Source organism: Mesorhizobium sp. M0808 (assembly GCF_040320025.1).
GTDB lineage: Bacteria > Pseudomonadota > Alphaproteobacteria > Rhizobiales > Rhizobiaceae > Mesorhizobium.
In genome coordinates this window covers 134,297-154,444 of sequence record NZ_JAMYOX010000008.1, presented here as the reverse complement: position 1 = coordinate 154,444, position 20,148 = coordinate 134,297, and the positions used below count along the sequence as shown (strand labels likewise).

Annotated in this window: 21 protein-coding genes; 13 read left to right on the top strand and 8 right to left on the bottom strand. The window is 63.6% G+C overall.

Translation table 11 applies throughout. The features are described from left to right. The first annotated feature begins 132 nt into the window (after nucleotides 1-132). Nucleotides 133-600: a YbhB/YbcL family Raf kinase inhibitor-like protein gene (locus NKI25_RS13375; protein WP_352998579.1), complete on the top strand. Its 468-nt coding sequence runs from the start codon at nucleotides 133-135 to the stop codon at nucleotides 598-600. Between the two features lie 153 nt (nucleotides 601-753). Here the strand turns inward: NKI25_RS13375 and cyoD are convergent, their stop codons facing one another. The 4 genes from cyoD to cyoA are packed head-to-tail and all read right to left on the bottom strand — an operon-like array spanning nucleotide 754 to nucleotide 4,758. Continuing rightward, on the bottom strand, nucleotides 754-1,182 hold the full coding sequence (cyoD, locus tag NKI25_RS13370; protein ID WP_352998578.1) for a cytochrome o ubiquinol oxidase subunit IV: 429 nt from the start codon (nucleotides 1,180-1,182) through the stop codon (nucleotides 754-756). Beyond that, complete coding sequence (gene cyoC, locus NKI25_RS13365) at nucleotides 1,179-1,829, bottom strand: cytochrome o ubiquinol oxidase subunit III (RefSeq protein WP_352998577.1); 651 nt, start codon at nucleotides 1,827-1,829, stop codon at nucleotides 1,179-1,181. Before cyoC ends, cyoD begins: the two co-directional genes overlap by 4 nt. Further along, nucleotides 1,826-3,832 (bottom strand): cytochrome o ubiquinol oxidase subunit I, encoded by a 2,007-nt coding sequence (gene cyoB, locus NKI25_RS13360; RefSeq protein WP_023677047.1) that lies wholly within the window; start codon nucleotides 3,830-3,832, stop codon nucleotides 1,826-1,828. Before cyoB ends, cyoC begins: the two co-directional genes overlap by 4 nt. A gap of 2 nt (nucleotides 3,833-3,834) precedes the next feature. Then, the gene (cyoA, locus tag NKI25_RS13355; protein WP_352620540.1) at nucleotides 3,835-4,758 is read right to left on the bottom strand and encodes a ubiquinol oxidase subunit II; all 924 of its coding nucleotides are present in this window, start codon (nucleotides 4,756-4,758) and stop codon (nucleotides 3,835-3,837) included. Nucleotides 4,759-5,380: 622 nt separating this feature from the next. On the opposite strand from cyoA, the gene NKI25_RS13350 reads away from it, so the two are divergent. The 11 genes from NKI25_RS13350 to NKI25_RS13300 all read left to right on the top strand — a co-directional run bounded on the left by NKI25_RS13350 (nucleotide 5,381) and on the right by NKI25_RS13300 (nucleotide 17,517). Continuing rightward, nucleotides 5,381-6,523, top strand: coding sequence for an ABC transporter substrate-binding protein (locus NKI25_RS13350; protein WP_352571839.1), 1,143 nt, complete (start codon nucleotides 5,381-5,383; stop codon nucleotides 6,521-6,523). After that, nucleotides 6,523-7,374 carry an IclR family transcriptional regulator gene (locus NKI25_RS13345; protein WP_023677043.1) on the top strand — a complete coding sequence of 284 codons (852 nt, stop codon included), beginning with the start codon at nucleotides 6,523-6,525 and terminating at the stop codon, nucleotides 7,372-7,374. Before NKI25_RS13350 ends, NKI25_RS13345 begins: the two co-directional genes overlap by 1 nt. Nucleotides 7,375-7,397: 23 nt before the next feature. Further along, on the top strand, nucleotides 7,398-8,429 hold the full coding sequence (locus NKI25_RS13340) for a sugar ABC transporter substrate-binding protein (RefSeq protein ID WP_023677042.1): 1,032 nt from the start codon (nucleotides 7,398-7,400) through the stop codon (nucleotides 8,427-8,429). 138 nt (nucleotides 8,430-8,567) lie between these two features. Next, nucleotides 8,568-9,551: an ABC transporter permease gene (locus NKI25_RS13335; protein ID WP_352588749.1), complete on the top strand. Its 984-nt coding sequence runs from the start codon at nucleotides 8,568-8,570 to the stop codon at nucleotides 9,549-9,551. Further along, complete coding sequence (locus NKI25_RS13330) at nucleotides 9,541-11,073, top strand: sugar ABC transporter ATP-binding protein (protein ID WP_352637330.1); 1,533 nt, start codon at nucleotides 9,541-9,543, stop codon at nucleotides 11,071-11,073. The genes NKI25_RS13335 and NKI25_RS13330 overlap by 11 nt, the downstream gene beginning before the upstream one ends. A 30-nt stretch (nucleotides 11,074-11,103) precedes the next feature. Then, entirely contained in the window at nucleotides 11,104-12,099 is a 996-nt protein-coding gene (locus NKI25_RS13325; protein WP_352501149.1) for an ABC transporter permease, read from the top strand. A gap of 1 nt (nucleotide 12,100) precedes the next feature. Beyond that, a complete protein-coding gene (locus NKI25_RS13320; protein ID WP_352998576.1) occupies nucleotides 12,101-12,886 on the top strand; it encodes an SDR family NAD(P)-dependent oxidoreductase in 786 nt (261 codons plus the stop codon). A gap of 18 nt (nucleotides 12,887-12,904) precedes the next feature. Beyond that, nucleotides 12,905-14,110: a CaiB/BaiF CoA transferase family protein gene (locus NKI25_RS13315; protein ID WP_352998575.1), complete on the top strand. Its 1,206-nt coding sequence runs from the start codon at nucleotides 12,905-12,907 to the stop codon at nucleotides 14,108-14,110. Between the two features lie 2 nt (nucleotides 14,111-14,112). Beyond that, nucleotides 14,113-14,898 carry an enoyl-CoA hydratase/isomerase family protein gene (locus NKI25_RS13310; RefSeq protein ID WP_352998574.1) on the top strand — a complete coding sequence of 262 codons (786 nt, stop codon included), beginning with the start codon at nucleotides 14,113-14,115 and terminating at the stop codon, nucleotides 14,896-14,898. Beyond that, a complete protein-coding gene (locus tag NKI25_RS13305; RefSeq protein ID WP_352577644.1) occupies nucleotides 14,895-16,670 on the top strand; it encodes a CoA-transferase in 1,776 nt (591 codons plus the stop codon). The genes NKI25_RS13310 and NKI25_RS13305 overlap by 4 nt, the downstream gene beginning before the upstream one ends. Before the next feature lie 13 nt (nucleotides 16,671-16,683). Further along, nucleotides 16,684-17,517: an SMP-30/gluconolactonase/LRE family protein gene (locus tag NKI25_RS13300; RefSeq protein WP_352577643.1), complete on the top strand. Its 834-nt coding sequence runs from the start codon at nucleotides 16,684-16,686 to the stop codon at nucleotides 17,515-17,517. A 26-nt stretch (nucleotides 17,518-17,543) separates the two neighbouring features. On the opposite strand, the gene NKI25_RS13295 is transcribed toward NKI25_RS13300, so the two are convergent. Beyond that, nucleotides 17,544-17,873 carry a hypothetical protein gene (locus tag NKI25_RS13295; protein WP_352577642.1) on the bottom strand — a complete coding sequence of 110 codons (330 nt, stop codon included), beginning with the start codon at nucleotides 17,871-17,873 and terminating at the stop codon, nucleotides 17,544-17,546. A gap of 157 nt (nucleotides 17,874-18,030) precedes the next feature. Further along, nucleotides 18,031-18,504 (bottom strand): EF-hand domain-containing protein, encoded by a 474-nt coding sequence (locus tag NKI25_RS13290; RefSeq protein WP_352998573.1) that lies wholly within the window; start codon nucleotides 18,502-18,504, stop codon nucleotides 18,031-18,033. On the opposite strand from NKI25_RS13290, the gene NKI25_RS13285 reads away from it, so the two are divergent. Beyond that, a complete protein-coding gene (locus NKI25_RS13285; protein ID WP_352998572.1) occupies nucleotides 18,503-18,991 on the top strand; it encodes a DUF3606 domain-containing protein in 489 nt (162 codons plus the stop codon). The two genes, NKI25_RS13290 and NKI25_RS13285, sit on opposite strands and share 2 nt — an antisense overlap. 33 nt (nucleotides 18,992-19,024) lie before the next feature. Here NKI25_RS13285 and NKI25_RS13280 read toward each other — a convergent pair whose 3' ends face one another. Further along, nucleotides 19,025-19,573, bottom strand: a complete 549-nt coding sequence (locus NKI25_RS13280; RefSeq protein ID WP_352998571.1) for a DNA-3-methyladenine glycosylase — start codon at nucleotides 19,571-19,573, stop codon at nucleotides 19,025-19,027. A gap of 103 nt (nucleotides 19,574-19,676) precedes the next feature. Further along, on the bottom strand, nucleotides 19,677-20,006 hold the full coding sequence (locus tag NKI25_RS13275; protein WP_023677029.1) for a hypothetical protein: 330 nt from the start codon (nucleotides 20,004-20,006) through the stop codon (nucleotides 19,677-19,679). Nucleotides 20,007-20,148 lie beyond the last annotated feature (142 nt).

The window sequence follows — 20,148 nt, the reverse complement described above, 5'->3', positions numbered from 1 at the left end:
CCGAACCGAAAAACCCGCTTCCTCGGCGAATGTTCCGGCCAACGGCCGGCTGCGGGTTTGACCAGGTGGCTGCCCGGAACATCGGTGGCTCGCGGTTGTTATGCGGGAACCTCAGCCAGGGAGATCGAGACCATGGCTTTCACGCTCAAAAGCTCTGCCTTTGCCGATGGCGAAAAAATACCGCCGCGCTATTCCCGCGACGGCGGCAACGTCTCGCCGCCATTGGAGTGGACGGACGCGCCGCAAGGAACCAAAAGCTTCGTCCTGGCCGTCGAGGACCCCGACGCCCCTTCAGGCATGTTCCGTCATTGGGCGGTCTACGACATCGACGCACAGCGGAACTTTCTTCCCGAAGGCACGACCGCCGGCGCCAAGACCGAGAGCCTCGGACACGGCGTCAATGATTTCGGCAATCCTCATTATGACGGCCCCCAGCCGCCGCCTGGGCATGGGCTCCACCATTACCATTTCCGGCTTCTTGCGGTCGACGTCGAGACGCTGCGTCTCGACGAGAAGGCTGCCGTCGAAGACGTGCTGAAACAGGCCGCGCCGCACGTCGTGGGAGAGGCCGAGCTCGTCGGCACATTCGAACGGGCTTGAGACCGGAGCTCGCTGTCGCATGAACTGCGGCGAACGGCCGGAATAATCGCTAAAGCGCGTCGCGTTCGATCGGCCTCATGCGACGCGCTTTAGATTCTTGTTTTTACGCATGTCGTTATCACAAAACCGCTGCACACTTTTGCGCGACATGCATCAGCGGTTCATGTTCATGACCGCGTTCATCGGCATCAAATTGTGGTCGAGGTTGGCCATGATCCAGATCGAGCCGCCAATCACCAGAACTACGATCAGCACGCCGAAGGCAAGCGCTAGAGCGTTGTTGGTGTTGTCCGGCCCCGTCGTGATGTGCAGGAAGAAGACGAGATGCACGCCCATCTGGGCGATCGCAAGCACGACCAGCGCCACCGGAATGCCGGGTGCCCATATCAGGTTGGTTCCGAGCAACCAGAACGAGGCGATGGTCAACAGCGTTGCCAGCCCGAGGCCGATCACATAGCCGCGTAGCCCGGATCCGACTTCGGTGTCGCCGAGGTATTCGTCACCCGGCGCCGTATCGATGTCGTAGCGCTCCAGCCCATCGGTGTCGCGCCGTTGCGCGTGGCGATCGTCCGCATTGCTCATCGACTTGCTCCCAGGAGATAGACCACCGTGAACAGGGCGACCCAGATGATGTCGAGGGCGTGCCAGAACAGGCTGAAGCACATGAAACGCCGAAGAATATCGTCACGGAATCCCTTGGCGAAGATCTGCGCCACCATCGTGAGCAGCCACAGCAGCCCCGCCGTGACGTGAAGGCCATGGCATCCAACCAGCGTGAAGAACGCCGACAGGAAAGCGCTGCGCGTCGGTCCGGCACCGCTGGCAACCATATGCGCGAACTCGCGCAACTCAAGCAGGATGAAGCTGGCGCCGAGCACGAAGGTGACAGCCATCGCGACATAGAACCAGGAGCTTCGCCGCGCTGTCACGGCGAGGCTGGCGAGACCGCAGGTAAAACTCGACAAAAGCAGGGCCGCCGTCTCGATCGCGACGTTGCGCAGGTCGAACAGCTCGGCCCCGCTTGGTCCGCCCGCCGTCTTGCCCGCCAGCACGGCGTAGGCCGCGAAGAAGGCCGAGAACATCACGATGTCGCTCAGGAGGAAGATCCAGAAGCCGTAGCCGACGACGATCCGGATCGGTGCCGGGCCGCCGTCGCCGTGGCCAGGTGCATGGCCGTACCCGCCATGGAGGCGGTAAGGGTCACGCTCTCGAACATCGATCGCGGTCATGGCCTTGGCCCTGTGTAGGTAACCAGCGCCTCGCGGCGGGCACTTCGGTTGGCGCGGTCGATCCGGGCGACTTCGGCGGCAGGAATGACGTATTCGGGGATGTCGCGCCACGCGAATACGACGAAGGTGGCCAAAGCACCGAGAGCGCCGAGCGCCACCATCCACCAGATGTGCCAGATGAGGGCAAAACCCATTACGGTCGCAAAGAAGGCGCAGATGAACCCGGTGGGACTGTTGCGCGGCATCTCGATCGGCTCGTAGTCAGGCTCGTCGCGCAGCCGGTTTTGTTCGCGTGCCCGCTGCTTGATGCTCCAGTAGGGCTCTTCGCCCTCGACATGCGGAAGCGCGGCGAAGTTGAAGACCGGCGGCGGCGAGGGCGTGGCCCATTCCAGCGAGCGGCCGTCCCAGGGATCTCCGGTGGCGTCGCGAAGCGCCGCGCGCTGCCGGATGCTGACGACGAGCTGTACGATCTGCGCGACCACGCCGGCGGTAGTGATTAACATGCCGACGCCGGCAGCCAGCACCCAGGGATACCATGCCGACACGTCGAAATGCTGCATTCGGCGGGTCATGCCGAGCAGGCCAACAGCGTAGAGCGGCACGAAAGTGACGTAGAAGCCGATCAGAGTCAGCCAGAAGGCCAGCTTGCCCCAGCCCTCGTGCAGCCGGAAACCGAATGCCTTTGGAAACCAGTAGGTATATCCCGCGAAGGCGCCGAACAGCACACCGCCGATGATGACGTTGTGGAAATGCGCCACCAGGAACAGGCTGTTGTGGAGCAGGAAATCGGCCGGCGGCACGGCCAGCAACACGCCCGTCATACCGCCGATGACGAACGTCACCATAAAGCCCAGCGACCACAGCATTGGCGTCGCGAAGCGGATGCGGCCGCCATACATGGTGAACATCCAGTTGTAGATCTTCACGCCGGTACCGACAGCAATGATGCTGGTGGCGATGCCGAACGCGGCGTTGACGTCGGCCCCGGCGCCCATGGTGAAGAAGTGGTGCAGCCACACCATGAAGGAGACGATGCAGATGAAGAGCGTCGCGGCCACCATCGAGCGGTAGCCGAACAGCGGCTTGCTGGAGAAGGTAGAGATGACCTCCGAGAAGATGCCGAACGCCGGCAGGACGAGGATATAGACCTCGGGATGGCCCCAGGCCCAGATCAGGTTCACGAACATCAGCATGTTGCCGCCGGCTTCATTGGTGAAGAAATGAAAGCCGAAATAGCGGTCGAGCGTCAGCATCGCGAGCGTGGCGGTGAGGATCGGGAAGGCGGCGACGATGAGCAGGCTGGCGGCGAGTGAGGTCCAGCAGAACATCGACATCCTGAGGTAACTCATGCCGGGCGCCCGCATCTTCAGGATCGTGGTGACGAAATTGATCCCGGTGAGCAGCGTTCCGACGCCCGATATCTGCACCGCCCACAGATAATAGTCGACGCCGACGCCCGGTGAGTAGGCGGTCTCGCTGAGCGGCGGGTAGGGCAGCCATCCGGTACGGGCGAATTCTCCGATCACCAGCGAGATGTTGACCAGCAGCGCACCGGTGGCGGTGAGCCAGAAACTCACCGAGTTGAGCGTCGGAAAGGCAACGTCGCGGACGCCGAGCTGCAGCGGCACGACCAGGTTCATCAGTCCGATGACGAACGGCATCGCCCCGAAAAAGATCATGATGGTGCCGTGGGCGGAAAAGACCTGGTTGAAGTGATCGGGCGGCAGATAGCCGGGCGCCTGGAAGGCGAGGGCTTGCTGGGACCGCATCATGACGGCGTCGCTGAAGCCGCGCAGCAGCATCAGCAGCGCCAGCAGCGTGTACATCACGCCGATCCGCTTGTGATCGACGCTGGTGATCCATTCGCGCCACAGATAGGGGAAATGGCCGGCCAGGAAGACCCAGGCCAGCACGCCGAGAATTGCCAGGGCGACGACCGCCGAGGCGATCATCGGCAGAGGCTGATCGAACGGAATGACGTCCCAGCTCAATTTTCCGAGCATTGTCAGCCTCCTGTCGCGGGCGATACGCTCGGCTCGGGGCGACCGGCCTGGGGACCGGGCGCGGGCGGAACGCCCTGCGTCGCGATTTCATGGAAAAGGTCCGGCTCGACCGAGCGATAGGTCGAAGGCGGCACGTCGATGCTCTGTCTGGCTAGTTCCTGGTAGCTGGCCTTGTCGAGTGCCTGTCCCTGGCTTCGCGCCGAATTGACAAACGCGTCGAAGGCATCCGCTGCGACGGCATGCAGCACGAATTGCATGCCTGGAAAACCGTCACCGCTGAAATGGGCCGACCGCCCATAGAATTCGCCGGGCTGATCCGCCTGCAGGTGAAGCTGCGTCGTCATGCCATTCATCGTATAGATCATGCCGCCAAGCTGAGGCACGAAGAACGCGTTCATGACGCTTGCCGAGGTAAGCGAGAAATGCACCGGCCTGCCCGCCGGCACCACGAGCTGGTTGATGCTCGCCACATTCTGCTCGGGGTAGATGAACAGCCATTTCCAGTCGAGCGAGACGACCTGCACCTCAAGCGGCTTTTGCTGCGAATCCAGCGGCTTCATTGGATCGAGGTCATGCGACCCGATCCAGATGATGCCGCTCAGAAACAGGATGACGAGGATGGGGATCGACCAGACCACCAGTTCGATGCGTCCGGAATAGGCCCATTCCGGCAGGTACCGCGCTCTTGTGTTGGTTTCCCGGAACCACCAGGCAAAGCCGAGCGTCGCCACGATCGTCGGGATGACGATGGCCAGCATGATGGCGACCGAATTGAGCAGGATCGTCCGCTGCGCCGCCCCCACCGGCCCTTGCGGATCGAGCACGCCGCCCTGGCAGCCGGCAAGCAGCCCGACCAGCAAAATCGTCGCGCCGAGGCAGCCAAGACGGATGGCGGCACAGTTTCGAACGATCACCCTCAGCAGCATGAGATCTCGCCGTTTCCTGAAAACCGATTGGAACGTTGCAGGCAGCGTGGCTGCCAACCCCGAATGTGCGCGCCGGTGTGCTCCTGGCGACAGTTTCTTCACGCACGCGGCTCCGGCTGGCAGAACCACATGCGGCGGACGTCATCGTTAAGCGGTCGACCTGTCGAGAACCCCTCAAAATCCTAAAAACCAGCGGCAAATCCCAAGCAACCAGAGCCAAATCTTAAGAAACCAGCGACAGGACCCAGATCGAAGTTATCGCCAGAAACGTGGCGAATGCCAAGGCGGTAAACCGGTTCATGGCCGCGCCCACCGTTGTCCATTTAGTCCGCTCCCCGCGACTCGGCGCTGAATCCAGTGACGCTGCCCAGTGATGCTGCTCCAGATGGCTGCGCCAACCGAACGAATGTTCGTCGCGAAAGTTCCCAAAAAGCCAGATCCATCGCAGCCTTTGGTTGCAGGCCGGCGGCAACGCGATGCGCACCAAGGATGGTTGGGCGGCTTTCTCGCCAAACAGAAGCGAGGACTGGCTTTGCGTATGTAAAAACTACTTGTCTAGGTGAAAATAGTTGCTACTAATCGGCTGGGCCGGCGCATGGCCGCCTCTGGGAGGAATTTCGGCATGACAAGACTGCGCGGCCTCGCGTGGGATCACCGACGCTGCTGGGGTCCGCTCGACGCCAGCATCGGGCCGTATTGTGCCGCCAATCCCGGTCTTGAGATCGAATGGGACCGCCGCAGCCTCTACGAGTTCGGCGAGGGCGCGCTTGGTCCGGTGCTCGGCGCCTATGATCTTGTCGTGTTCGACCATCCGTTCATCGGCGATATTGCCGAAGGCGGGCTGATGGTGCCGTTCGATTTGTCGGCCGAGCAGCGCCGCGGCTTCGAACGGGATTCGGTCGGCGCGTCCTGGCAATCCTACGCAAGGGACGGGCGCCAATGGGCGTTGCCGATCGATGCTGCCTGTCAGGTTGCCTCATATCGCCCCGATCTGCTGGAGCGCTACGGGCCGCTGCCGCGCAGCCATGACGAGGTGCTGGAGCTCGGCCGGCGCGCCTTGAAGGACGGCAAATGGCTTGGGCTGCCGTTGGTGCCGACTGACGCCATGTGCCTGCTTTTGACGCTGGGTGAGCCCCGGGAAGACGGCGACGAGTTCATCGCCGGGGAAAAAATCGAGCAGGCCGTCGGGCAGTTGCGCCAGCTTGCGGCGCTGTCGCACCCGAACTCGCCGAAATGGAACCCGATCCGTTGCTACGATCAGATGATCGCGCATGACGACGTGGTCTACGTGCCGTTCGCCTTCGGCTATGTGAACTACGCCTCTAAGGCAGACAGGCCGTATCTGCGCTTCGCCGACGTGCCGACGCCGCGATCCGCCGGCGCCTTGCTCGGCGGCGCCGGCATCGGCGTCAGCGCCCAATCGAAACACAAGCAGGCAGCCATCGATTACGCGCTATTTCTGTGCTCGCCCGGCTATCAGCGCGGCGACTATGTGAAATCCGGCGGACAGCCGGGGTCGCTGGCGGCGTGGCAGGATACCGAGGTCAACGCTCTCTCGGGCGGCTTCTTCGCCTCGACGCTGGCGACGATCGAAGCCTCCTATCTGCGCCCGACCCATCCGGGCTTCATCAGCTTCTTCCGCCAATGCGCCCCTCATGCCGCGGCGGCGATCGCCGGCGAATTGCAGGCGGCCGAGCTCGCGGATCGGCTGAACCGGCTCTATCGCGAGACCAGGCATGGCCAGCCGCAACGGAGCGTCGCGTAATGGCCGCCGATATTGCCCAGATCGTCGACGAAGGCGAAAGCGGCCGCAACGGCTATCGGGTGCCGGCGGTGGAGAAGGCGCTCGACATACTGGAATTCATGGCTGCCAGCGGCGAGCCGCTGACCCAAACCGAGATCGCCACCGGAATGGGGCGCTCCATTCACGAGATCTACCGCATCCTGCTGTTGCTGGAGAAGCGCGGCTACATTTTCCGGACGCAATCGGACCGCTTCCGCCTGTCGCTGAAGCTGTTCGAGCTGGCGCATATGCATCCGCCGGTAAACCGCCTGGTCGAATGTGCGCTGCCGGTGATGCGCGGCCTGGCCGCCAATGCCGACCAGAGCTGCCATCTCGTCGTGCGCGAAGGCGAGAGCGCACTGGTCGTGCTGCAGATCGATTCGCCTTTGCCGATGCGTTATTCGGTTGCCCTTGGCTCGCATTTCCCGATACTCGAAACGAGCTCCGGCGCGGTGCTGCTGGCGCATTCGAGCCGCGCCGAGCGCGACCGCATCGTCGAACGGATCGTCGCCGCAGGCGAAGGCCAAGGCAGCCGGACGGAAATCGAAGCGCGGCTGAACGAGGTCGCAAGGCTCGGCTATGAAATGCGCGCCTCGCTGGCTGTCGAGGGCTGCACCAACATCTCGATGCCGGTGCGCGACCATACCGGCGCCGTCATTGCCGCGCTCACCGTCCCCTTCCTGCCGCAAAAGGCCGCCCGCTTCGATCGCAGCACCGTCTTCGAGCGGACGAAGGCGGCGGCCGAGACGATATCGGCGGCGCTGGGCGCGGGCGAAGCTGCCGCCTCTTCACGTGCCGACCCGGAACGGCGGGACTATCCGTTCAGCAACTGACAAGAAATACAGGGAGAAGAAACATGAACTGGTCCAAATCGATGCTGTTTGCCTCGGCGGCGGTGCTTGCTCTGAGCGCCGCCGCGGCACACGCCGAAAACATGCCGAAGCGCATCGGCTACGTCACCAACTACGCCACGCATGAGTGGTATCAGAACGTCATCAAGGGCATGCAGTCCCGCGCCAAGGAACTTGGTATCGAGCTCGAGGTGCAGGACGCCAATCTGGACGTTGCCAAGGAGGTCTCCGCCGCCGAAGATTTCATGGCCAAGGGCGTCGACGTCCTGATCATCACGCCCGTCAACGAGGAAGGCGTCGTGCCGCTGCTGCGCCAGGCGAAATCCAACAACGTTCCAGTCGTGCTCGAAGGCAATCCGGTCAAGGGCATGACCACAATGGTCGCGATCTGCGACTACGACACCGGCTACACCGCCGGCGTCGAAGCCGGCAAATACGCCAAGGAAAAGCTCGAAGGCAAAGCCAAGGTGATGAATGTCGGCTTGCCGCTGCTGTCCGCCACGGTGCTGCGGTCGCAGGGCTTCATGGACGGCCTCAAGACCATCATCCCCGACGCGGTCATGGTCCACGACCTCGACGGCGGCGGCAATCCCGACCGCGCGCTCGAAGTCTCTTCGGCGGCACTTGCCAAGAACGCCGACATCAACATCATCTACGGCATCAACGATTCCTCCTCGCTCGGCGGCCTTCAGGCCTGGAAAGCGGCCGGCAAGTCGCAGGACGGCCTGTTGACGGTCGGCACCGGCGGCGAAGGCCTCGCCTTCATCAATGCGATGCAGAACGAGCCGTCCTATCGCATCGAAGCCGCGATGTTCCCGGAAAAGGAAGGCTACACCGCCATCGATGCAGCGGTTAAGCTCTTCAACGGCGAAGAGGTGCCGGAACACATCGTCAGCCCGACCGCGCCGATGAACGGCGACGACTGGAAGAAGTTCTACGACTACGATGGCACCACACGCAAAATCAAATGGGATGCCGTCAATGCGCTTCAGCCACCGGAAAAATGCATGAAAACTTCCGCCGATCTGAAGAAGTAAGGATTCCGGCTAGCCCTTCCCGCGCGGCGGGAAGGGCATCGGATCGGATGCCGACGGCAAAACAGGTCAACCGCCCTGTTTTGGCCGGCAGTTTCCAGACGGCGACGGCACCCGATGCGGCCCGGAAATGAAATGGACATGAGCGAGCTTACGCAATCCTCCGCGCCAAGGCGTTTCATCGGCGGCCAGCTGCTGGGCAGCAGCCAGCTGGTGCTCGGCGTGATCCTGGCCGTGCTCTGCATGGCCATCTCGATTGCCGCGCCGCAATTCTATTCCGAGGCCAACATCATCGCCATCCTGCGCCAATGCGCGCTGGTGCTGATCGTTGCCTCCGGCATGACGATGCTGATCATCACAGCGGAAGTCGACCTGTCGGTCGGTGCATCGCTGGCTTTTGTCGGCTGCATCGGCATGGCCGTGCTCAATTCGACGCACAGCCTGACGCTCGGGCTGTTGGCGGCGCTCGCCTTTGCCGGTGCCGTCGGCCTGTTCAACGGGCTGGTCGTCACCAGGCTCAAAGTGAACTCGCTGATCGCCACCATCGGCACCATGATGATGCTGCAGGGCGGCGTTTATCTGTTCACCCGCGAGGCGGTGCAGAACCACCACCGGCTTGCCGGCTTCACCGATCTCGGCGCCGGCTATCTCGGCGCGATCCCGCTGCCCGTAGTCATTGCCGCGCTGATTTTCGCGCTGGCCGCGGCAACGCTGCGCTTCACCACGCTCGGCCGTTATCTCTACGCTGTCGGCGCCAACGAGCGCGCGGTTCGTCTCTCCGGCGTGCGCTCGCAACGGCTGAAACTGTTCGCCTTCGTCGTCACCGGCCTGTGCGTCGGCATTGCCGGCATGATCCTGTCGTCGCTGATGAATGCCGGCCAGCCGACCGCCGGCCGCGGCTTCGAGCTGACGGTGATTGCCGCCGTCATCCTCGGCGGCACCAGCCTGCTTGGCGGCCGCGGTTCGCTGCTCGGCACGTTGCTTGGAGTGCTGGTGCTGAAGGTCATCGACAACGGCATCATCATCCTCGGCTGGAACCAGGATCTGCAGATGGTGGTGCCTGGAATAGTCATCATCCTGGCGACCTATCTCGACATCGTGCGGAACAGGGCCAATGTCGGTTGATTTCCTTCACCCCGGCGAAACCGTGGCTGTCGACAAAAGCGTGCCGGCGCTGGAGATGCGCGGTATCGGCAAGCGTTTTCCCGGCGTGGTGGCGCTGGACAATGTCGATCTGACCTTGGAACCCGGAAAAATCCATGCCCTGATGGGCGAGAACGGCGCCGGCAAGTCGACGCTGATCAAGATCATGGCCGGGGTCTACGGCAAGGATGCCGGCACCATCCGCCTGCGCGGCCGCGAGGCCGACATCAAGTCGCCGCGCGATAGCCTGAAAGAGGGCATCAAGGTGGTGTTCCAGGAGATCGCGCTGATCGCCGAATTCAGCGTCGCCGAAAACATCTTCCTCGAAGGCTATCCGACCGGCAAAGGCGGCTCGATCGACTGGAAGAAGATCCGTGCCGATGCGGCCGCTCTGTTCAAGCGTATCGGCTTCAATGTCGACCCGGCGGCGCGCACGGGATCGCTGCCGGTCAGCCAGCAGCAGATGGTCGAGATCGCCCGCGCACTCGCCCATGAGGCCCGCGTCGTGGTGATGGACGAGCCGACCTCCTCGCTGACGCCGAACGAGGTCTCGCTGCTGTTCACCGTCATCCGCCGGCTGGCCGCGCTCGGCATCGCGGTGCTCTATGTCAGCCACAAGCTCGACGAGGTCTTCGAGATCGCCGACACCGTGACCGTGCTGCGCGATGGCCGCCACGTCTCGACCAGGCCGATCGGCGAGCACACCAACGACACGCTGATCCAGGACATGATCGGCCGGCGCATCGAAAACCTGTTCCCTCGCAAGCGCGGCGCGCCGGGCAGCAAGGTCGCGCTTTCCGTTGAGGGGCTCAGCACCGCCAAGAAGCTGAAGGATGTGTCGTTCGAGGCGCATGCCGGCGAGGTCCTCGGCTTCTTCGGCCTGATGGGGGCCGGCCGGACCGAGCTCGCCAAGGCCATCGTCGGCTACGACCCGATCACTTCCGGCGTCATTTCGGTCGATGGCAGCCGGCTGCTGCCGCACGAAACGCACACCGGCGTCCGGCTCGGCATCGGCCTGCTCACCGAGGACCGCAAGAGCGAGGGGCTGATGGGCGAGTTGCCGGTCTACCAGAATGCCAGCCTCGCCTCACTCGGCGCCTTCGCCAGAATGGGCTTCGTCGACAAGGTCAGCGAACGCAAGGCGGTGCAGGACTATGTCGACCGTTTCCGCATCCGGACGCCCAGCCTGTTCCAGCAGGTCAAGAATCTGTCCGGCGGCAATCAGCAGAAAGTGCTGATCTCGCGCTGGCTGATGCGCGGTCTCAAGGTGATCGTCGTCGACGAGCCGACCCGCGGCATCGACGTCGGCGCCAAGTCGGAGATTTTTGCGCTCATCGACCGGCTCGCCGGCGAGGGCCTGGCGGTCGTCATGATGACGTCCGAAATGCCCGAGCTGCTGGGGCTTGCCGATCGCATCGCGGTGATGTGCGAAGGCCGCCTCACCGCGATCATGCCTCGCGACGAGGCCACGCAGGAGAACATCCTCAATGCGGCAATCGGCTAAGACGATGACGCTTCGCAAAGGGACCAAGCGATGAGCCTGGCAAGCACCGACACCATGAAAGCTGGGCCGTCCATGCTGGCGCGGCTCGTCGCGCGGCAGGAATTGGCATTGCTCCTCTGCCTCATCCTGGTGATCGCGTTCTTTTCCTTCACGGCCGAGAATTTCTTCTCCGTGCGCAACATCACCAATGTGCTCGGTCAGGCTTCGCTGGCGCTGACAGCCGGCATCGGCTGCGCCATCGTCTTCATATCAGGCGAGGTCGACATCTCGATCGGCTCGCTGCTGGCGACCATCGCCCTGCCGCTGATCATCATCATGAACGACACGAATTCTCTGCTGCTCGGCATCAGTGGCGCGCTGCTGTTCGGGCTGATCATCGGCGTCGTGAATGGCTATCTGACGGCCTACGCCGGCATCAACTCGCTGATCGTGACCCTGGGCACGATGTTCATCATGCGCGGCGGCGTTTATCTCTATACCGGCCAGCGCGCTATTCCAGACGATGCCGCGCTCGACAGCTTCATCGCGCTGTCGGACGGCCGCCTGTTCAACGTCGTTCCCTATTCGGCTGTCATCGCCATCGTCCTGCTCGCCGTCTTCGCCTACGTGATGCAGCACCGGCCGTTCGGGCGGCAGATCTATGCCGTCGGCGGCAATCCGGAAGTGGCACGGCTGGCGGGTTACGACGTGCGCCGCGTCAAGTTCACCTGCTTCATCATCAGCGCGCTGCTGGCGACGGTAGCCGGCATCATCCTGGCCGCCCGCGTCGGTTCGGCGCAGCATACGGCCGGGCTGAATTTCGAGTTCCAGGTCGTTGCCGCCACCGTGCTCGGCGGGGTGAGCCTTGCCGGCGGCATAGGCAGCCTGACCGGGATGGCGCTCGGCGTGCTGATCCTGCAGTTCCTGTCCAACGGGCTGCGCGGTCTCGGCCTGCCGACCGAGTGGCAACTGGTCATCACCGGCATGATCATCATTGCCGCCGTCGCCTTCGACGAAGCAAAGCGCCGGCGCGCCATTGGAGGCTGATATGGATCGTCTCAAAGGGAAAACCGCAATCGTCACCGGCGCCGCCGACGGCATCGGCCACGCGATCAGCAAGGCGATGGCAAGGGAAGGCGCGCACGTCTTCCTCGGCGACATCGCCGACGAGAAGGGTGAAAAATTCGCAGCCGAGCTGCGCGCCGCCGGCCACCGCGCCGACTACATCCATTGCGACGTCGCGGAGGAGGCCGACATCGCCGCCCTGATCGACGCAGCTATCGGCAAGACCGGCCATCTCGACATTCTCGTCAACAATGCCGCCGTTGCCATCGGCGGCATGCCGGTCCATGAGATGACCGACGAGCAGTGGCACCGGCTGATCGCCGTCAACCTGACCAGCGTGTTCCGCGGCTGCAAATATGCGCTGCCGCATATGATCGCGCAGAAATCCGGCTCGATCATCAACATGGCCTCGGCGCAAGGTCATATCGGGCTCGACGGCTGGACCGCCTATGCCGGCGCCAAGGGTGCGGTGATGGCGATGACGCGCCAGATGGCGGTCGAGTTCGGCCCGCTCAACATCCGCGTCAACTCGATCTCGCCCGGCACCATCAACACGCCGATGAACGACAAATTGGTCAAGGAGATCGGCGGCAATCTCGCCAAGGCCTGGGTCAAGATGCATCCGCTCGGCCGCATCGGCAAACCGTCCGAGGTGGCCGAAGCCGCCGTCTATCTCGCCTCCGACGCCGCCGGCTTCACCACCGGTACCGACCTGCGCGTCGACGGCGGCCTTACCGCAGCACCCCGCTACGTACCCGACCTGCTTTGACAACCAACGAGACATGAAATGAACAAAGCCCTCGAAGGCGTCCGCATTCTCGATTTCAGCCATCTGCTGCAAGGGCCGTTCGCCACGCAGCTGCTCGGCGACATGGGCGCCGACATCATCAAGATCGAGCGTGCCGGCGCCGGCGACATGTTCCGTAGCATGACCTTTTTCGCCAAATGGGTCGGCGGCTCCGAAAGCCCGAATTTCCTCGCCTGGAACCGCAACAAGCGCTCCATCGCGCTCAACCTGAAAAGTCGCAAGGTGCATGCCATCATCATGGACATGGCTGAGAAGGCCGATGTGGTGGTGCAGAATTTCCGCCCCGGCGTGCTCGCCAGGCTCGGCTATGGCTACGAGGACTTCAAGGCAGTCAATCCCGGCATCATCTACTGCTCGGGCTCCGGCTATGGCGAGGAAGGCCCCTATGTCGAGCGCCCCGGCCAGGACATGCTGATCCAGGGATTGTCCGGGCTGATCTCCAACACCGGCCGCGGCGATCAGGCTCCTGTTCCGGCCGGTGCCGGCCTGGCCGACCAGATCGGCGCCATGAACATGGTCTACGGTATCCTATCGGCGCTCTACTATCGCGAGAAGACCGGCAAGGGCCAGAAGATCGAGGTCAATCTGCTCGCCGGCATGCTGGCGCATCTCAATCAGGAATATGTCGCCGTGCTCAATCTCGGCGAGGATTTCGTGCGCCCGAATTCCGGCATCGGCCACCCCGGCATGCAGGCGCCGTTCGGTGTCTATGAAGCGAAGGACGGCGGCTATGTGTCGATCGCCATGAGCCCGTTCAAGACGCTGTATGAAGTGCTGGAGGCGCCGCAGCTTGCTGTCTACGACGATCTGAAGACGCTGTTCGACAGGCGCGACGAGGTGTTCGACAAGGTCAACGCCGAAACCAGGAAGTTTGCCACGCAGAACCTGCTGGCGCGGCTGCTGGCAGCCGACATCTGGTGTGCCGAGGTGAAGGACATAAGGCGCGCAGCCGAGGACCCGCAGGTCAAGCACCTGGGCATGATCACCAGCTACGATCATCCGCGCGGCGGCAAGGTCAGGGTGGTCGCGCCGGCGGTCAAGATGAGCGAGACGCCGGCTACCATAGAACGGCCGGCGCCGCTGGTCGGCCAGCATGGCCGCGAGATATTGGCCGAGTTCGGCCTCTCCAGCGACGAGATTGCAGCGCTTGAGGCGTCCGGCGAAATGACCGTGGATGCTGCCTGACGATGAGCGTTTACCAGACACTCACCTTGGAACTATCCGGGCGCGTCGCAGTCGTCACCTTCCGGCGCGCCGATCAGCTCAACGCCATGAACCGGCTGATGCAAAGCGAGATCACCGAGGTTTTCGAGGCGCTGTCGCAGGATGACAGCGTCAGCGCGATCGTGGTGACCGGCGAGGGGCGCGGCTTCATGGCCGGCGCCGACATCAAGGAATACGCTGCCCAGACAGCTATCGAGTTCGACGCCTTCCAGGCCGCCGGCACGCGCATGTATGCGGCGGTCGAGAACAACCGCAAACCGGTCATCGCCGCGGTCAACGGCTTTGCGCTCGGCGGCGGCATGGAGCTGGTGCTGTGCTGCGACATCGTCATCGCCAACCAGTTCGCGAAGCTCGGCCTGCCCGAGATCAAGCTCGGGCTGGTCCCCGGCGGCGGCGGCACCCAGCGCAGCGTCCAGAAGCTCGGCCGCAACCGCGCCAATTTTCTGCTGATGACCGGCGCCATCGTGCCGGCTTCCGAGTTCGTCGGCGCCGGTCTGGTCAACGAGATCGTCAATGCCGAAAGGCTGATGCCGCGGGTGCTGGACCTTGCCGAGATGATCGCCGCCGAACCGGCCGCAGCGATCGAAGGGCTGAAAGCGCTGACCGCGCATGCCGTGTCGGGCGATCTGGCCGACGGCCTTGCCATGGAGCGCGATGTCCTGGGTGGCCTGTACCGCAGCGAGACCGGCCAGCGGCGCGTCAAGGAATTTGCTGAAAAGAGCGCGACGCGGCCGAAGGCTGCGAAATGACGTCCCTGGTCAAGCAAAACCGGCCGCGCTTCACCGATGTCGAGGGCCTGGCCGCGATGGTCGGCGGCGGCGACGTCTTCGGTGTCGGTGGCCATCATTTTGCCCGGCTGCCGATCGCCTTGTTGCGGGCCATCGCCCGCTTGGGCGTCAAGGATCTTCGCTATGTCTGCTGGGCCGGCGGCCTGCCGCTCGAACTGCTTCTCGAAGCGAATGCCGTGGCGGAGGTCGATATCTGCTTTTCCAGCCTCGATATTTTTGGCTTGCCGCCGCGCTTCCGCGCGGCTGCCGAGACCAATGCCGTGCCGGTCCGCGACTGGACGGCGCTGGCCATGATCCAGGCGCTGCGGGCGGGGCAGCAGAACCTGCCGTTGATGCCGTTTCAGCTTCCGGAGGGTTCGGACATGCTGGCGCGCGTGCCGGGTGCGATCGCCGCGCCCGATCCGATCGCGGGAATCACGACCGGGATCATCCCGGCCTTGCGGCTCGATACGTTCGTCGTCCATGCCCAGCGTGCCGACGAGAGCGGCAATGTCCAGATCATCGGACCACGGGCGCTGGATTTCGCCATGGCCGGCGCGGCGCGCGAGGTGCTGGTGACGGTCGAGGAGATCGTCCCGGTCGGAGCGCTGCGGCATGATGGTCGGCAGAGCATTTTGACCCGCAACCAGGTGTCGGCGATCGCGCTGGCACCAGGCGGCGCCTATCCCGCCTCCTGCCTGCCATTCTATGTGACGGATTATCAGGCGTTGGCGGGGGCGTTCGCGGCCAAGGAAATACCTTTGTCGGACAGCCTGAGCATGCCTTCGGAAGGCGTGCCGGAGCGGGTTCAAGACGCTGCAAAAGTCCGCGCTGAAACAGTCCTCGCAATGCCCAGGCTCGTGCACGGCAACAAGGAGGCGTCCATCGACGAGATCATCGCCGCCCGCATCGCCGCTGAGCTCGACAATGAGAGCTTTGCCAGTGCCGGCGCGGTGTCGCCGCTCGCCAATGTCGCCTACCGGCTGGCCAAAGCGACGCACGCGCCGGACATGATCATCGCCACCATGAGTTGCGGCCATCTCGACATAGCACCGAGCCCGATGATCCTGTCGCTGATCGAAAGCCTCGATTGCGAGACGGCGGTGGCGCATGCCGGCGGCGACGACACCTATTCGACCTACTACCAGGCCGGCGCGGTGACGCATGAGATCGTCGGTGCCGCGCAGGTCGACCGCCGTGGGCGCGTCAACACCATTGCGCTGCGCAAGCGTGACGGCAGCCTTATCCGGCTGCCCGGGCAAGGCGGCATGGCCGACGTCGCCAACATGCATCGCGATTATCTGCTCTACGTCCCCCGCCATTCCGTGCAGTCGCTGGTCGAGACGGTCGAGATTGCCAGCTCGGCGCGCGGCCTGTTGACTGAGGCCGAACGCGAGCCGATGGGCTATCGGACCGGCGCGGCATTGGTGTTCACCGACCTTTGCGTGTTTCGGCTCGACGGCGAGAGCCGGCAATTGGCCGTCATCGAGACCATGCCGTGCGTGACGCGCCAGCAGCTCCAGGATGCCACCGGCTTTGCCCTGACATTCGATGCCGATTGCCGCGAAGTTGCGCTACCCTCGAACGAGACGCTCGACATCCTGCGAAACCGCATCGACCCGCTCGGCCTGCGACGCCTCGAATTCGTCAGCGCCAGGGAGCGCAGCGCGCTGATCGCCGAGATCCTGGCCACCGACCGGCGGATGGTCGAGCGCTGCATCGCCGCACAGCGGTCGCATGCTGCACCGGATTGAAGAGGGGTGGCGCATGGCAAAGCCGTTGCTCGAAATGTCGGCCGCGAGGGTCTTCTTCGATGGCATCTTCACCAGCCCGCGCGTTGCCCATCCGGAAGGCGTGGCCATCCATCGCGACGGCTCGATCTGGTGCGGCACCGAAACCGGCGACCTGCTGCGCTTGGCCGCCGATGGCGGCTCGGTCGAACGCATGGGCGGTACGGAGGGCTTTCTGCTCGGCATCGCCTTCGATAGCGCGGACAACTGCTTCGCGTGCGATCTCAGACATGCGGCGATCTTTCGCTGGGATGCCGCGACGGCTGGTATGACGCGCTTCGCCTCGGCCGGCATCCGCGTGCCGAACTATCCGATCGTCGACGAGACACGCGGCTGGCTCTACGTGTCGGACAGCGTAGGCGAAGACAACCGCTCCGGCATCTTTCGCTACGATTTGAAGACCGGCGAAGGCGGCCTGTGGTGCAGCGAGACCATGGCCTTCGCCAACGGCATGGCGATGGCGCCGGGTGGCGATGGGCTTTACGTCGTGGAAAGCCATGCGGCCTGCCTCAGCTATGTGCCGATCCTTGCCGACGGCACGGCAGGGTCTCGCCAGCTCGTCGTGGAGGGCGTGAACAACGTTCCCGATGGCGTCGCCTTGGCGCCGGACGGTTCGCTGTTCATCTCATGCTACGAGCCGAGCCGCATCTATCGCTGGCGAAAGGATAGCGGGCTCGAGGTGCTGATCGAGGATCCGGCGGCAACGACGCTCGCCCACCCAACCAACATTGCCTTCAAGGACGACAAGCTCTACACCGCAAATCTCGGCCGCTGGCACATCACCGAAATCGACTTGACGGCGATTTCTTAGATCGGGCCGAACCGGGCGGCGCTGCCCTATCCCAGCCGCCCGTGACTCGATCGGATGCGCAACACCTGCACCCGCGACGGCAGCTCGATCAGGAACTCTTCGTCTCGCTCGAGATGGTGGATTGTCGTCGGATCGCCGCCGGTGAAGGCCGCCATCGCCTCGACATTTTCCCAATAGGAAATCGTCACGAACTCCGAATGGGTCGGCGTGTCCTCGCGAAAAGTCTGCACGCCCAGCGCCTTCTCGATCAGCGGCTTGATGCCGGCCTCGTAATTGTAACTCTCATAGGCATCCGCCTTTTCAGGCACGGTTCTGCCGCGCCAGACACGGGCGATGGTTGGAGTTTTCTCTGTCATCGCCATTGAATTCCTGCTGTCTCGAATCGTTCCAACCCGGCATTCGGCTTGGCAAGGCCAGCCAGGGAATGCATCTGCCAGCGACGGTTTTCGCCCTCCCCGGTCGTTATAGGGGGCGCCGCCTCAGCTAGGGCCTCCTTGCCGACCAGTAGGAGACCTACTCCTGATCCTCGGCGCCGCCTCCGTGGAAGAAGGACCGGATTTCCTGCATGTCGACGCTGCCGTCACCGTTCTCATCGACGGCGTTGAATATCCGCCCGACGAAATCCTGGACCTCGGTCTGAGACAGCGCGCCATCGCCATCCGCGTCCACTATGGCGAACATCATTCGCATCCTCGCGCCATGCATCCCGCGTGCAATGCCACCGCGGCCTCCCATCTCCCAACCTCGGTCAGGCGGGCCCATCCTGTAGCCGCGATGCCAGCGGTCGGGACCTCGCCGTTCTGCCCGGGGCGCGCGATCTTCCTGCATTCTCTCCTCCAGCATCTCGGTCATCATCTGGCGCATCATTTCGCGCATGGCATCCTGGCTCTGCCCGCTCATTGCGGGCGACGGTTCGGCGCCACGATCCGGTGCCGGCGCTGCGGGCGCAGGTGGGCTCGTCTGGCCGAATGCCGGCGCGGCCAACATGGCCAGCGCCGCAGCAATTACCGTGGTTTTGCTTGCGAGCGTCATCGTATTCTCCATCGGTATGAATTGTAGCCGAATATGTCTGCATCCAAGCCAAACCGGCTGCTCGCCTCATGGTTCCTGGTCAGTCGGCACGACGGCGCAAAAGTCCGCCTGGTCGCGGCAACGAAAGCCGCTTGCCCACGTTGCCATGGATGCGACGCTCCACCAGGAGGAAAAAATGGCCGACGATAAGAGCAAGCGAGATTTCCGCGAGCGCGACCGCGTTTCTACGGAAGACGACCGTGAAGTCGAGTATTTTGCCCAACAGAACGGCATCACCGCCGACCAGGTCCGCCAGCTGATCAAGAGCTTCGGCAATGATCGCGGCCGGCTGACCGTAGCCGCGAAGGCGTTGCGAGGGATTTCACCTGCCGGAGCCGACGAGGTGACCAGGGAAGCCCGCCAGCAGGCGACACCCATGCATCTCGGCAAACCCGACGAGTGATGCCGGGCAACTGCTCTGCCGCTGCCGCGGGCATCAGAACTTGCGGCTCAAATAGTCCGAGCCGCGCAGGCCGAACCGCCACTCGGCATCGACAGCCTTGGAAATGCCGATCCGGCGGCCTGTTAGAACGGCGCCGGCTTCGCCCGGCGGCGTGAATTCGAATGGCGGCACGTCCAGCGGCAGCCCGTCATGGGATTTGTCGATTGCCAGCGCCTGGCAAAGGCGACCCGGTCCCGAACAAAGCAGCCGGGGATCGTCAACGCCGCGATTGGCCCGCATCACCTCCAGCCCGGATTGCGGTTCGATTGCGCGGATAAGCACGGCACTGCCGGGCAGGCACACGGCATTGAGGCACCAATGCAGGCCATAGGAGCGATAGACATACGCGCTGCCGGGGGCGCCGAACATTGCGCCGTTGCGCACCGTCCTGCCACCGAAAGCGTGCGAAGCCGGATCATCCGGGCGATAGGCTTCGGTTTCGACGATGATGCCGCCGACGCCGTGCAAGAGCAGCATCGCGCCGATCATGTCGCGCGCCACGGTGGTGGCGTCTCGGGCAAAGAATTGATGGTTGGTGGTCAATGTGCAGCAGACTCGATCACGCCTGAACTTGGCGCGTCAGCAAGGTCCCGGACCGGAAACAAAATGTCCAGCCATCGCGCCACCGAACCTGGGGCAGCGGTATTCAGCGCAGCATGGCTGCGCCGATGAAAACCGCCGCGGCCAGCACGACGATGGCGGCAATCACCAGGACTGGCCCATATCTGCTCGGTTGGACGTCGGGCTCATCCTTCAGCGGGCGCATCGCATTGGCATAGCTCGCCTGGTTGGTAAACTTCGGCGTTTCATGGCGCGCGGCAGGGCTCTTCGGCGGAGCGTTGCCGGCGGATTCCGCGTCCGTTTCCATGGGAGCCGCAGCCGGATCGATGCCCGGGGTCTTGTCCCCTTCGCGCCCGGCATCGATATCGCCCCGCGCTTGAGCCGGGCTTCGCCCAAGAGGTTCTGCGTCGGTCATCGTCGAGGTCCTTTCAGAGCATCGGCCTCAAGCATTCTAACCTGCGTCTCATTTCAAAGTTCCCCCGTTTCAAAGTTCCCCCTTTTTGAAGTTCCGACGAGCGGGAACCGCCTAGGCCTGCTTCCAGGAACAACCGGCGATC

Bases quoted from the DNA above. Each gene is read 5' to 3' on its own strand.
- NKI25_RS13375 (WP_352998579.1), top strand. From the start codon at position 133: ATGGCTTTCACGCTCAAAAGCTCTGCCTTTGCCGATGGCGAAAAAATA.
- cyoD (WP_352998578.1), bottom strand. From the start codon at position 1,182: ATGAGCAATGCGGACGATCGCCACGCGCAACGGCGCGACACCGATGGG.
- cyoC (WP_352998577.1), bottom strand. From the start codon at position 1,829: ATGACCGCGATCGATGTTCGAGAGCGTGACCCTTACCGCCTCCATGGC.
- cyoB (WP_023677047.1), bottom strand. From the start codon at position 3,832: ATGCTCGGAAAATTGAGCTGGGACGTCATTCCGTTCGATCAGCCTCTG.
- cyoA (WP_352620540.1), bottom strand. From the start codon at position 4,758: ATGCTGCTGAGGGTGATCGTTCGAAACTGTGCCGCCATCCGTCTTGGC.
- NKI25_RS13350 (WP_352571839.1), top strand. From the start codon at position 5,381: ATGACAAGACTGCGCGGCCTCGCGTGGGATCACCGACGCTGCTGGGGT.
- NKI25_RS13345 (WP_023677043.1), top strand. From the start codon at position 6,523: ATGGCCGCCGATATTGCCCAGATCGTCGACGAAGGCGAAAGCGGCCGC.
- NKI25_RS13340 (WP_023677042.1), top strand. From the start codon at position 7,398: ATGAACTGGTCCAAATCGATGCTGTTTGCCTCGGCGGCGGTGCTTGCT.
- NKI25_RS13335 (WP_352588749.1), top strand. From the start codon at position 8,568: ATGAGCGAGCTTACGCAATCCTCCGCGCCAAGGCGTTTCATCGGCGGC.
- NKI25_RS13330 (WP_352637330.1), top strand. From the start codon at position 9,541: ATGTCGGTTGATTTCCTTCACCCCGGCGAAACCGTGGCTGTCGACAAA.
- NKI25_RS13325 (WP_352501149.1), top strand. From the start codon at position 11,104: ATGAGCCTGGCAAGCACCGACACCATGAAAGCTGGGCCGTCCATGCTG.
- NKI25_RS13320 (WP_352998576.1), top strand. From the start codon at position 12,101: ATGGATCGTCTCAAAGGGAAAACCGCAATCGTCACCGGCGCCGCCGAC.
- NKI25_RS13315 (WP_352998575.1), top strand. From the start codon at position 12,905: ATGAACAAAGCCCTCGAAGGCGTCCGCATTCTCGATTTCAGCCATCTG.
- NKI25_RS13310 (WP_352998574.1), top strand. From the start codon at position 14,113: ATGAGCGTTTACCAGACACTCACCTTGGAACTATCCGGGCGCGTCGCA.
- NKI25_RS13305 (WP_352577644.1), top strand. From the start codon at position 14,895: ATGACGTCCCTGGTCAAGCAAAACCGGCCGCGCTTCACCGATGTCGAG.
- NKI25_RS13300 (WP_352577643.1), top strand. From the start codon at position 16,684: ATGGCAAAGCCGTTGCTCGAAATGTCGGCCGCGAGGGTCTTCTTCGAT.
- NKI25_RS13295 (WP_352577642.1), bottom strand. From the start codon at position 17,873: ATGACAGAGAAAACTCCAACCATCGCCCGTGTCTGGCGCGGCAGAACC.
- NKI25_RS13285 (WP_352998572.1), top strand. From the start codon at position 18,503: ATGGCCAGCGCCGCAGCAATTACCGTGGTTTTGCTTGCGAGCGTCATC.
- NKI25_RS13290 (WP_352998573.1), bottom strand. From the start codon at position 18,504: ATGTTGGCCGCGCCGGCATTCGGCCAGACGAGCCCACCTGCGCCCGCA.
- NKI25_RS13275 (WP_023677029.1), bottom strand. From the start codon at position 20,006: ATGACCGACGCAGAACCTCTTGGGCGAAGCCCGGCTCAAGCGCGGGGC.